The following is a 12,659-nucleotide window of genomic DNA, read 5'->3' on the forward strand; positions in this document are numbered from 1 at the left end:
ATCGAGAGTATCGATATGAGCAGTCAGATCATTCCTGTTGAAGCTTTTGATTGTGTCGTTTTCGGCGGCACAGGCGATCTGGCGGAGCGCAAGCTTCTGCCGGCCCTTTATCACCGTCAGGTCGAAGGCCAGTTTACGGAACCGACCCGCATCATCGGCGCTTCGCGTTCGGTCATGAGCCATGAGGAATATCGCAAGTTCGCGCAGGACGCGCTGAAGGAGCACCTGAAGGCGGGCGAATATGACGACGCGCAGGTTGCGCTGTTCCTCAACCGGCTTTTCTACGTTCCCGTCGACGCCAAATCCGGCAACGGATGGGACGTACTGAAGAAGCTGCTCGATGAGGGCAAGGAGCGCATTCGCGCCTTTTATCTGGCCGTCGCGCCCGGCATTTTCGGCGATATCGCCGACAAGATCCGTGAATACAAGCTGATCACCCGCTCGACCCGCATCGTCGTCGAAAAGCCGATCGGCCGCGACCTTGCCTCGGCGCAGGAACTCAACGACACGATCGGCCATGTCTTCAAGGAAGAGCAGATCTTCCGCATCGACCACTATCTCGGCAAGGAGACGGTGCAGAACCTGATGGCGCTGCGTTTTGCCAACGCGCTTTACGAGCCGCTGTGGAATTCCGCCCATATCGACCACGTGCAGATCACGGTCGCCGAAGCGGTCGGCCTCGAGGGCCGCGCCGGTTATTACGACACGGCCGGTGCGCTGCGCGACATGGTGCAGAACCATATTCTGCAATTGCTTTGCCTCGTCGCCATGGAGCCGCCCGCTTCCATGAACGCGGAAGCCGTGCGTGACGAAAAGCTCAAGGTTCTGCGCTCCCTCAAGCCGATCGACACCAGCAATGTCGAAAAGCTGACGGTTCGTGGCCAGTACCGCGCCGGCGCTTCCGCAGGCGGCCCGGTGAAGGGTTATCTGGAGGAGCTGGAGGGCGGCGTTTCCAACACGGAAACCTTCGTCGCCATCAAGGCCGAAATCGCCAACTGGCGCTGGGCTGGCGTTCCCTTCTACATCCGCACCGGCAAGCGTCTTGCGACCCGCGTTTCGGAAATCGTCGTCACCTTCAAGCAGATCCCGCATTCGATCTTCGACGATGCGGCCGGCAAGATCGAGGCCAACAAGCTGGTCATTCGCCTGCAGCCGGACGAAGGCGTCAAGCAGTCGCTCCTCATCAAGGATCCCGGCCCGGGCGGCATGCGCCTGCGTCAGGTTTCGCTGGACATGAGCTTTGCCGAAGCCTTCAACGTGCGCAGCCCCGATGCCTATGAGCGGCTTCTGATGGATACCATCCGCTCCAACCAGACCCTGTTCATGCGCCGCGACGAAGTGGAAGCGGCATGGGACTGGATCGACCCCATTCTCAAGAGCTGGGAAGATCTGGCGCAGGGCGTACAGGGTTACACCGCCGGAACATGGGGCCCGAGCGGCTCGATCGCATTGATCGAGCGCGATGGCCGCACCTGGCACGACGCTGATTGAGGGCGCGAAGATGAGCGAAACAATGCACGTCTTCGATACTGCCGCCGAACTGGCGAACGCTCTGGCGGCGGATGTTGCCGGGCGTCTCGATGCGGCAACGAAAGAATACGGGACGGCAAGCATTGCCGTTTCCGGCGGTTCAACGCCCAAGCTGTTCTTTCAGGCGCTTTCCCGCCATGATCTCGACTGGAGCAACATCAGCGTGACGCTGGTGGACGAACGTTTCGTGCCGCCGGAAAACGAGCGCTCGAACCATCGCCTGGTTGGTGAGAACCTGTTGCAGGACAAGGCGAAGGCGGCCTATTTCGTACCGCTGTTCCAGCCGGCGGCCTCGCCCGAGGATGCGGCCACACTTGCGACCGTCAAGACCGAGGCGATCTGCGATCCGTTCGATGTCGTCGTGCTCGGCATGGGAACAGATGGCCACACGGCATCGTTCTTTCCCGGTGGCGACAACCTCTATGAGGCGCTCGACCTTGACGAACCGCGCGGCGTTTTGACCATGGCGGCGGAAAATGCGGGAGAGGAACGGTTGACGTTCAACTTCTCCAGCCTTCACGATGCGGGTTTTCTGGTGTTGCATATCGAAGGCGCAGCAAAAAAAGCGACGCTTGAAAAAGCACAGTCGGGCGAGGATGAGGACGAAATGCCGATCCGCGCCGTGCTGAACCGGGCTGAAACGCTCGTGGATATATACTGGGCGCCATAACCAGACGCGGTTGCCGCGCAAGCGGCTCCGCGACAGCGCCCGACGATAAGAAGACGCAAACACGATAACCGGTCCTTCATCTCCCGGAACGCCGGTTCTCGACCAACGAACAGGATGAACGCTCATGTCCGCCGATTCCCGCATTCAGGCCATTACCGCCCGCATCGTCGAACGCTCCAAGCCCTACCGCGAGACCTATCTCGAGCGGCTGCGGCTGCAGGTTTCGAAGGGCGTTCATCGTTCCACTCTCTCCTGCGGCAACCTCGCGCATGGATTTGCTGTCTGTTCCCCCGCCGACAAGGACCTCCTTGCCGGCGACCGGGTCGGCAATCTCGGCATCATCACCGCCTATAACGACATGCTATCGGCGCACCAGCCTTACGAGACTTTCCCGGCCATCATCCGCGAGGCCGCAGCGCAAGCCGGCGGCGTGGCGCAGGTGGCGGGCGCGGTGCCTGCCATGTGCGACGGCGTGACCCAGGGGCAGCCGGGCATGGAGCTTTCGCTGTTTTCCCGTGATGCCATCGCCATGGCTGCCGGCATCGGCCTGTCGCACAACATGTTCGACGCCGCCGTCTATCTCGGCGTCTGCGACAAGATCGTGCCCGGTCTCGTCATCGCCGCGCTTTCCTTCGGCCACCTGCCCTCCATCTTCATTCCGGCCGGCCCGATGACCACTGGCCTGCCGAATGACGAGAAATCCCGCATTCGCCAGCTTTATGCCGAAGGCAAGGTCGGCCGCGCCGAGCTGCTGGAAGCGGAATCAAAATCCTATCACGGCCCCGGCACCTGCACCTTCTACGGCACGGCGAATTCCAACCAGATGCTGATGGAGATCATGGGTTTCCATATGCCCGGCTCCTCCTTCATCAATCCCGGCACGCCGCTACGTGAAGCACTGACGCGCGAGGCCGCCAAGCGGGCGCTTGCCATCACTGCGCAGGGTAATGAATTTACGCCTGCGGGCGAGATGATCGACGAACGCTCGATCGTCAACGGCGTCGTCGGCCTGCATGCGACGGGCGGCTCGACCAACCATACGATGCATCTGATCGCCATGGCGCGTGCTGCCGGCATCATCCTTACCTGGCAGGATATTTCCGATCTCTCGGATATCGTCCCGCTGCTCGCCCGCGTCTATCCCAATGGTCTTGCGGATGTGAACCACTTCCACGCCGCCGGCGGCATGGGCTTCCTCATCAAGCAACTGCTGAAACATGGTTTCGTGCATGACGACGTGCGCACCGTCTTCGGACACGGTCTTGAAGCCTACACCGTGGATGCCAAGCTTGACGAAAACGGAGCGGTAACCCGCGAGCCCTCGCCCGAGCAGAGCCACGACCCCAAGGTTCTCGCCAGCATCGAAACGCCGTTCCAGCCAACTGGCGGCCTGAAAATGCTGACCGGCAATCTTGGCAAATCGGTCATCAAGATTTCCGCCGTCAAGCCTGAACGCCACATCATCGAGGCGCCCGCAATCGTGTTTAACGACCAGCAGGAACTCCAGGATGCATTCAAGGACGGCAAGCTCAACCGCGACTTCATCGCCGTCGTCCGTTTCCAGGGGCCGAAGGCCAATGGCATGCCGGAACTGCACCGCCTGACGCCGCCGCTCGGCGTGCTGCAGGACCGTGGTTTCAAGGTGGCGCTGGTGACTGATGGACGCATGTCCGGCGCTTCCGGCAAGGTGCCGGCCGCCATTCACGTCACGCCGGAAGCCTCCGAATGCGGACCGATCTCGCTCATCCGCGACGGCGACATCATCCGTCTCGACGCCGTTTCCGGATCGCTGGAAGTGCTGGTTTCCGCAGCAGAACTGGCGAAGCGCGAACCGGCGCGCGCCGACCTTTCCGGCAACGAATGGGGCATGGGCCGCGAACTTTTCGCCCCCTTCCGCCGCAATGTCGGCCCGGCCGATCAGGGTGCCAGCGTACTGTTCCATTGAGTGCATGAAGGCGAAAGCCCTATCCGGCTTTCGCCTTCATACCCTTTGAAAGGCCCTGCAGAACCCACTTTATTTCCCGTCTCTTAAACGCCAAACTTGTCATGCGGCTGTGATGATCGCCCTATAGGGCCTTCTCAGCCAACGGCAGGACGATGGCGCAATTTCAGATGATGAGGCCGGATATGACGATTTTCTCAAGCAAGCGCCGCGATGTGCTGAAGCTTATGGCCGGCACCGCCATGCTGCCGCTGATGGTGGTGGCAACGCCGGTTGCGGCGCAAGGCGTGGCGCTGCGTGCAATCGTCATCGCAGATCTACATTCGGCCTATGAGCGCATCGGACAGCTTCTCGCGGCAATAGAAACCCGCATCGCCGCCGACAAGGTCCCCCATATCATTCTTCTGAACGGTGACCTGTTCGAAACCGGCAATGCGGTGGCGACACGTTCGGCCGGTGAAATCGAGTGGACCTTACTGGCGGCGCTCGCCAAACTCGCCCCCACCGTCATCAACATCGGCAACCATGAGCCGGATATCGATAACGACCTTGCCAATTTCGTCAGCCGCGCCCGCGCGCTCGGCATAACCGTGCTTTCCAACATCATCGACAAGCGCACCGGCGCTGTCTATGCTCCGGCCAGTGCCGAAGTGAGTGCAGGTGGACAGCCGGTCGTCGTTGCGGGTCTTGCCACCAACGCGATCAACACCTATCCGAAGGCGACGCGCGAGATGCTGGATATTCCCCAGCCCGTGGAGTGGGCGAAGGAAAATCTGCCCGCCATCGTCAAGCAGGATGCGATCAACATCGTTCTCAGCCATGCCGGCGTCGTTGCCGACCGTGATATCCTGCCGTTGCTGCCGGACGGCACCCTGCTGGTCGGCGGTCACGATCACCTGAACTTCGTGCATGAACAGGGCGCTACGCGTTATGTCCACACCGGCTCGTGGTGCACCTCCATGGCCGTTGCAACAATTGCTGCCCCCGGCAAGGCTCCGACCATCGAGACGGTCGCCATTGACAGCGGCGCCCCCGCCTCCCCGGCGCTCAAGAGCCTGATCGAGCAGACGCTTGCAAAACATCTCACTGCGGAAGAACGGGCAATCGTCGGCAAATCCGAGAAGGCAATGACCGTTGACGAGGCCGGACGCCATGTGGCGCATCTCATTGCCGCGAAAGCGGGGGCGGATGTCGGCTTCATCGCCCATACGTCGCTCGGTGCCGGTCTGCCGCAGGGCGATATTCGCCAATACGATTTCAACGCCTCGCTGCGTTTCGACGGCAAGCTGATGGTGACGGAAGTGGATGGCGAGGCACTTGCGCAAATCCTCAAGCGCTGCAACCAGGACGGCGATATTCCGCTTGCCGCCCGCACTGGCGATTATCTTTACGCCATGCCGGAAAAACCGGACATGAAACAGCGCTACAAACTCGTGTGCAACGACTGGTCCGCCACCAACCAGAAATCCTATTTCGGCCGCAGCGATCTTGCGTTTGCGGAAGTGCCGGATGTGAAGCTGAAGCAGACCGTTTTGGGCGGGTTGTCATAGCTCAAACCCAAAGAATGTTCAATTTCCACAACCGAAGGCACGTTTTCGGGACGAAGACTAATGGGATGCGACGTTTTCGACCGCCATGAATAGTCTTGACGCCAAGATAACATTTTAGTTGCAAATACATAAATCTCTTGTTTTAAGTATCATATTTCAACCAGAGATTTATCATGCGATTTATTCAAGCTTTTCCAATAGTATTGATTAGCCTTCTATCCGATCAAGCAAGCGCGCAGATTACGTTAGATGAAAAGGCAAGAGCGCTGTCGATTATTGCTGATTATGCAGATCGCATATGTGTGCCCAAAGGCCAAAGAACTTCGGCAGAAATTAGAGCTGAGCTTACAGCGGAGATGAACTCGCTACTCAGGGGGCTCATCGACATCAAGCCAGCATTTTCAGCAAATTACAAAGCCGATAGCTACATCGGGATCATACAGGAAAAAATAGAAGGGCTCGCTCTGAAACCAGCGGACTGCAAAAAAGAAGCTGCCGCCGTGATCAAAGCTGATATTTTTTAAATAGGAGCCGTAATGAAAGGTCAGAGATTATATTTATTTATTTCATCTGCAGCTCTTTTCGTTCCCCTCGCTGCGGCTAAAGCTCAAGATCCTGTGGCACAATATGAACTTAGGAAGAGAAACGCAATTGAAGCCGTGAGGGTATTCGCGGAACAAATATGCACTGTAACAAGCAATTCCGAAGTTAGAACTCAGGTAGATAAACTAGCCGGCAAGCTTGCTACAATGGATATTGACACCACGAAGAGCTTTTCAAAGAGTGCTTATGTGGGAGTTCTACAAGAAAAGATTGAAGGTATGGCGCTCGACCGGCCAGGATGCATTCGGACGATTATGAACGAATGGCGGGACGATTTTCTTCCGCCTCCGCCTGCGCCTATGTACAATGTCGTCATTAAAACAAACAGACCGTTTATTAACAACGCCGGTTTTGGTCCGATAGACGGCTCGATCAGCTCTCTTAAACTATACATAGATAAGAAACTTGTAATCGACAAATATCTAGACGAGAAATTTTCCGGCTCCGTCAAGCTTCAAGAAGGGAATCATTCTTTTCTTTTCGAAGCGGATATTTCCGCGCCCGGCAACTCGTTAGTCAGTTTAACGGGTGAATGTGAGGGCAATATAGAAGTTTACGGCAATACGATTTTCAAACCGAAGGTCGTTTTCGGATTGATGGGCATGGAAGGCATTTTTCAGGATTGCGATTTACTCGAGTGACGCCCTTCGCAATCGTCACCGGTGCTAATTTCAGGTCGCTAAACCTTGAAATCCGTACTCAGAACGACCGGATATCGAGCTTCCTGTCCTTATGGGCAGGGTGCGTGCTGAACACGAAAATGCGGTCCAGTTCCTTTTGCGTCAGCATGCGCAGGAAGCGGACGTGGATGGTGTTGTTGGCGTTGACGCGCAACATCACACAGCCGATCTTGGTAATGCGGGCGTCGGGAATATCCAGATAGAACTGGTTCGGCAGATTATATTTCGTCAGCAGCGCCAGCACTGCCTCGGTCTGGGAGATGCGGATGACGTCGCAACGGCGGGCGGCCATGTGCATGACGGCCTTCTCGGTATATTCGATGCGCGCCGCATTCATGGTATCTTCCATGCGAAACCGGCCTTCGCGGTCGTACATGAAGGATTCTTCCCTGGTCAGGTAACTGTTCTTGACGACACCCGCACTGCTCTGCACGCCCGGACTCCCATGCTCTATCAACGCCTCCAAGATTAGGACATAGTCTTTAACAATTTATATCAGCGTCGTCTTAGATAGACCGGAAGCGGTACATTTCCGACGTTTTTCCACAGCGGCAAAAGGTCATGAAAAAACCCCGGAACGGGGACGTTCCGGGGCATGTTTTTCGAAGAGCGCAGGCGATTATCTGCGGTAATTCTTGCCTTCAGCGTCGAAGAGATGGAGCTTTGCCTGCGGTGCTGCAAAGCGCAGGGTCTGCCCCTTGGCGACGGAAACGATGCCCGGCACCTTGACGATGATAGGCTCCTGCCCTTTGGGCGCTTCGAGATAAAGCAGGGTCACTTCCCCGAGAGCCTCGACGATCGCGACTTTTCCCTCGAAAAGATAATCGTCGCCGGTGACGATGCTCAAATCCTCCGGCCGGACACCGAAGCTCGCGGCCTTGCCCTGCTCGGTTGCAGGTGTGGGAACGACGACGTTCAGCGTCTTCCCGCCGGCAAGTTCGATGGAGGTCCGCTCCCCTGTTCCGGCAATCTTCGCCGCGATGATGTTCATGGCGGGCGAGCCGATGAACCGCGCCACGAAGAGGTTGGCAGGGTTTTCGTAAAGTTCCAGCGGCGGGCCGACCTGCTCCACACGACCCGCATTCAAAACGACGATACGGTCCGCCAGCGTCATCGCCTCCACCTGGTCGTGGGTGACGTAGATCATCGTCGTATCGGCCATCTGTTCGTTGAGCTTGGCGATCTCGATGCGGGTTGCGACACGCAGTGCGGCATCGAGGTTCGACAGCGGCTCGTCGAACAGGAAGACCTTGGGATTGCGGCAGATCGCGCGGCCGATGGCGACGCGCTGGCGCTGGCCGCCGGAAAGTGCCTTGGGCAAACGTTCCAGATATTGCGTCAGCTGCAGGATTTCGGCAGCGGCGCGAACGCGGCGGTCGATTTCCTGGCGGTTTTCCTTGGCGATCTTCATGCCGAAAGCCATGTTGTCGTAAACGGTCATATGCGGATAGAGCGCATAGGACTGGAACACCATGGCAATGCCCCGGCGCGAAGGCGGGATTTCATTGACGAGCTGGCCGTCGATGAACATCTCGCCGCCGGTGATTTCCTCCAGACCGGCGATCATGCGCAGAAGCGTCGATTTTCCGCAGCCCGAGGGGCCGACGAAAACGATGAATTCGCCCTGTTCGATCTCCAGATCGATGCCGTGCAGGACCTTCACCTGCCCGTATGATTTGCGGATATCCTTGAGAACGAGACTTGTCATGGGTTGTTCCTCCCTGTTCTGTCAGGCGTAACGGGCGAAGAAAGCGCCCCATGCCGGAAGTTCTACGCTTCTGCCGTCAAGGCCGCTTGCAAAGCCGTGACCTTCGAGAACCTCCCAGTTCCCTTCCGGCAGCGTCGCCTTTGCAGGTGTCGCGGACAGATTGAAGAGGCAAAGAACTGTTTCGTTGCCGAGCGTGCGGGTATAGCTCAGCACGTCCCCCTCCACCGGCTGGAATTCGATGCCGCCCTTGGCGAAAGCGGGATGCTTTTTGCGGAAGGACAGGAACCGGCGATAATGCTCCAGCACGGATGCCTCGTTGCCCTGCTGGGCGCTGACGGCGCGCTGCTTGTGTTCGGCGGGAATAGGCAGCCATGTCTTGTCCGAGGTTGAGAAACCGGCCTGCGCGTGGCCTGCGTCCCACACCATCGGCGTGCGGCAACCATCGCGGCCCTTGAATTCCGGCCAGAACTGGATGCCGTACGGGTCCTGTAGATCCTCGAAAGCGATATCGGCTTCGGTGAGACCGAGCTCCTCGCCCTCATAGATGCAAACGGAGCCGCGCTGCGTCATGAGTAGCGCAGAAAGTACCTTGGCGAAGGCGTCCTTGTCTTCGACATGCTCACCCCAGCGGCTGACATGGCGCACGACATCATGGTTGGAGAAAGCCCAGCAGGCCCAGCCTTCCGGCGCGGCCTTGGCGAAATCCGCCTGCACGTCGGCAACACGCTGCGGGGTGAGTGCGTCCGGCGCCAGGAATTCGAAGGCGTAGCACATCTGCATCTTGTCATCGCCGGAGGTATATTCGCCAACGATTTCGAGACCGCGCTGGCTGTCGCCCACTTCGCCGACGGCAGCGATGTCCGGGAACTCGTCCAGCACGGCACGGAAACGCTTCAGGAACGCGATATTTTCCGGGCGGTTCTTGTCGTAGAGGTGTTCCTGGAAATTGTAGGGATTGACCGCAGGCGCCGTGGAGGCGTTGCGGCGCTCCGGCGCCAGCGCCGGGTTGTCGCGCAGTTCCAGGTCGTGGAAATAGAAGTTGATCGTGTCGAGGCGGAAACCATCGACGCCGCGCTTCAACCAGAAGCGGGTGGCATTCAGCAGTTCTTCCTGCACTTCCGGATTATGCAGATTGAGGTCCGGCTGCGAGGTCAGGAAGTTGTGCATGTAATATTGCATGCGGGTGGGGTCCCACTGCCAGCCGGAGCCGCCGAAGATCGACAGCCAGTTGTTGGGCGGCGTGCCATCCGGCTTGCTGTCCGACCAGACATACCAGTCCGATTTCGGATTGTTGCGGCTGGCGCGGCTTTCCACGAACCACGGATGCTGGTCCGAGGTATGCGACATGACCAGATCAATCATCACACGGACGCCGAGACGGTGGGCTTCAGCGATCAACCCGTCGAAATCGGCGAGCGTGCCGAACATCGGATCGACATCGACATAGTTCGAAACGTCGTAACCGAAATCCTTCATCGGCGAGGTGAAGAAAGGCGAAATCCAGATGGCGTCTGCGCCGAGACTGGCAATATGCGCCAGGCGGTCTGTGATGCCCTTGAGGTCGCCGATGCCGTCGCCATTGGAATCCTGATAGGAGCGCGGGTAGATCTGGTAGATCACGGCGCCGCGCCACCAATCCTTGTTGGGCGTCAAAGCGGAAGTCACCGGAGCGGTCATAGTCTCATCCTGTCTGGTATGGGCGTTCATGGAATAATCAGCCTCCCTTGACGGAGCCCGCGAGCAGGCCACGCACGAGATAACGTTGAAGGGCGAAGAAGACGCCAAGCGGCACAACGATGGTGACGAAGGCCGAGGCGGTGAGGATTTCCCAGTTGCCGCCGCGCGAACCGAGCAGCGCGTTCAAGGCACCGGTCAGCACCAGCTCGTCCTTCTGCGTACCGAGGAAGACCATGGCGACGAGCAGGTCGTTCCAGGTCCACAGGAACTGGAAGATGGCGAAAGAAGCAAGTGCCGGGAATGACAGCGGCAGGATGATCTTGACGAAGATTTCGAAATCGCTCGCGCCATCGACACGCGCACTTTCGATGATCTCTTTCGGCAGGCCGGAAATGTAGTTGCGCAGCAGGTAGATGGCGAGCGGCAGACCGAAGGCGGTATGCGCCAGCCAGATGCCGGCATAGGTCTTGGACGGAACGCCGAAGATATTGCCGATTTCGTTGTAGAGTTTCAGGAGCGGGATCAGCGACATCTGCAACGGCACGACGATCAGGCCCACCACCATCGCAATCAGAAAATTGCGGCCGGAAAAGCTCATCCATGACAGGGCATAGGCGGCAAAGGCAGCGATGAGAATGGGGATGACGGTCGCAGGCACGGCCACCGTCAGCGAGTTGACGAAGGACTGGCCGATGCCTTCCGAGGTCAGAACCGTTCGATAATTATCGAGCGTGAAGACCGGCGGCGTTCCAACGGAAATATAGACGCGCTTACCACGGGAACCCTCGAAGCTGGAGGCCTTGCTGTATTCATAGGTGCCGTCCGCATTGACCAGCAGCGTCTCGCCATCGCCGATATCGGCCGCTTCACCCGCTTTGAAGGCTCTCGGCTCCTGCACGCGCACGCCGAAGGCGGAGACTTTTCCGCCGGCGCCGTTTTCAAAGACATTGCCGGATATCACGTATCGGTTTCCGTCCTGCTTCTGCACGGCAGCGTCGGCAAGGCGAACCGCCGCCGTCTGTTCGGAACTGGAAAAGGCCGTCCACCAGCCTGATACGGTGATCTGGTCCTTGTCGCGCAGCGAGCTGACGAGAATACCGAGCGTGGGCAGGAGCCAGAGAAGCACAACGACCAGCACGCTGGCATGGACGATAAGGCGCGGCAGGCCGACGCGGCGAAGGCGTTTGACGATATTCATCTCAGCGGCCCTCCATCTCGCGGTTGGCCTGGCGGATGTTCCAGACCATGATCGGGGTGACGGCCGCCATGATGATGAGTGCTATGACAGCACTTCGGCCACTGTCACCGCCACCGCGGAACATCCAGTCAAACATGAGATTGGCGAGCACCATGGTGTTCCACTGGCCGTTGGTCATGGTCAGCACGATGTCGAAAACCTTGAGCACGAGAATGGTGATCGTGGTCCAGACGACGGCAATGGTGCCCCAGATTTGCGGAACCATGATCTTCCAGAAGATCTGCCAGCCATTGGCGCCGTCGATGACGGCTGCCTCGATGGTCTCTTCCGGGATGCCGCGCAGCGCCGCCGACAGGATGACCATGGCGAAACCGGTCTGGATCCAGATGAGGATGACCATCAGGAAGAAGTTGTTCCAGAACGGCATGGAAATCCACACCTGCGGATTGCCGCCGAAAAACTCGACAACTGCGTTCAAAAGGCCGATCTGAACCTGACCTTCAGCGCGATATTCATAGATGAACTTCCAGATGACGGAGGCACCGACGAAAGAGATCGCCATCGGCATGAAGACGATGGATTTGGCGATATTGCCCCACCAGATGCGGTCGGTCATGACGGCGATGACGAGGCCGAAGAAGGTGCAGGCGGCCGGCACCACGGCCAGCCAGAGAATGTTGTTAAAGATCGACTGGCGGAAACCGGCATCGAAAAATGCCCAGCGATAGTTGGCAAGGCCGACGAATTCGGTGCCGGTCCGGTCGTGGAACGACAGGATCAGCGTGGCGATGACGGGATAGACCAGATAAACCAGCAGAAGGATCAAAGCGGGGCCGATGAACAGCCAGGGCCGAACCGCCGCGCGGCGATTGAGGTTGCGGGACGCCTGCAACACATCTCCCGAGCGGACGGGAAAGATCACCTGCAACACTTTGTCGGATAGCCAATAATAGGCGGCGCAGGCAAAAACGCCTGCTACCATGACGCCTATGGCAGAAACGAGTTGTTGAGCCATATTCCCTCCCTTGATCTTCTCCGCGCCGCGCTGATTTTATGCGGTCGACGCGCCGTTCCATTGGCAAAGGCCCGGCGGCATCACCG

General features: G+C 58.5%; 11 protein-coding genes. 6 read left to right on the top strand and 5 right to left on the bottom strand.

All coding sequences use genetic code 11. From position 1 onward, the window contains the following. Positions 1–15: 15 nt before the first annotated feature. From zwf to RBH10_RS19895, 6 genes are all read left to right on the top strand, one after another. Positions 16–1,491 (top strand): glucose-6-phosphate dehydrogenase, encoded by a 1,476-nt coding sequence (gene zwf, locus RBH10_RS19870; protein WP_045022033.1) that lies wholly within the window; start codon positions 16–18, stop codon positions 1,489–1,491. Between the two features lie 10 nt (positions 1,492–1,501). Further along, positions 1,502–2,200 (top strand): 6-phosphogluconolactonase, encoded by a 699-nt coding sequence (gene pgl, locus RBH10_RS19875; RefSeq protein ID WP_281039622.1) that lies wholly within the window; start codon positions 1,502–1,504, stop codon positions 2,198–2,200. Positions 2,201–2,324: 124 nt separating this feature from the next. Further along, the gene (edd, locus tag RBH10_RS19880; RefSeq protein ID WP_045022037.1) at positions 2,325–4,145 is read left to right on the top strand and encodes a phosphogluconate dehydratase; all 1,821 of its coding nucleotides are present in this window, start codon (positions 2,325–2,327) and stop codon (positions 4,143–4,145) included. A gap of 182 nt (positions 4,146–4,327) precedes the next feature. After that, positions 4,328–5,692: a metallophosphoesterase gene (locus tag RBH10_RS19885; protein ID WP_281039621.1), complete on the top strand. Its 1,365-nt coding sequence runs from the start codon at positions 4,328–4,330 to the stop codon at positions 5,690–5,692. 173 nt (positions 5,693–5,865) lie between these two features. After that, a complete protein-coding gene (locus RBH10_RS19890; RefSeq protein WP_281039620.1) occupies positions 5,866–6,216 on the top strand; it encodes a hypothetical protein in 351 nt (116 codons plus the stop codon). Positions 6,217–6,228: 12 nt separating this feature from the next. Continuing rightward, a complete protein-coding gene (locus RBH10_RS19895) occupies positions 6,229–6,936 on the top strand; it encodes a hypothetical protein (RefSeq protein WP_281039619.1) in 708 nt (235 codons plus the stop codon). A gap of 58 nt (positions 6,937–6,994) precedes the next feature. On the opposite strand, the gene RBH10_RS19900 is transcribed toward RBH10_RS19895, so the two are convergent. The 5 genes from RBH10_RS19900 to RBH10_RS19920 form a co-directional block, all read right to left on the bottom strand. After that, a complete protein-coding gene (locus RBH10_RS19900) occupies positions 6,995–7,351 on the bottom strand; it encodes a hypothetical protein (RefSeq protein ID WP_034501827.1) in 357 nt (118 codons plus the stop codon). Positions 7,352–7,594: 243 nt separating this feature from the next. Then, complete coding sequence (locus RBH10_RS19905; protein WP_281039618.1) at positions 7,595–8,683, bottom strand: ABC transporter ATP-binding protein; 1,089 nt, start codon at positions 8,681–8,683, stop codon at positions 7,595–7,597. Between the two features lie 21 nt (positions 8,684–8,704). Then, the gene (locus tag RBH10_RS19910; protein WP_281039617.1) at positions 8,705–10,360 is read right to left on the bottom strand and encodes an alpha-glucosidase family protein; all 1,656 of its coding nucleotides are present in this window, start codon (positions 10,358–10,360) and stop codon (positions 8,705–8,707) included. A gap of 37 nt (positions 10,361–10,397) precedes the next feature. Further along, entirely contained in the window at positions 10,398–11,558 is a 1,161-nt protein-coding gene (locus RBH10_RS19915; protein ID WP_045022049.1) for a carbohydrate ABC transporter permease, read from the bottom strand. A gap of 1 nt (position 11,559) precedes the next feature. Continuing rightward, positions 11,560–12,573, bottom strand: a complete 1,014-nt coding sequence (locus RBH10_RS19920; RefSeq protein WP_281039616.1) for a carbohydrate ABC transporter permease — start codon at positions 12,571–12,573, stop codon at positions 11,560–11,562. Between the last annotated feature and the right edge of the window lie 86 nt (positions 12,574–12,659).

The sequence above is a fragment of the Rhizobium sp. AN73 genome (assembly GCF_030757975.1).
GTDB classification, from domain to species: Bacteria; Pseudomonadota; Alphaproteobacteria; order Rhizobiales; family Rhizobiaceae; genus Agrobacterium; species Agrobacterium arsenijevicii.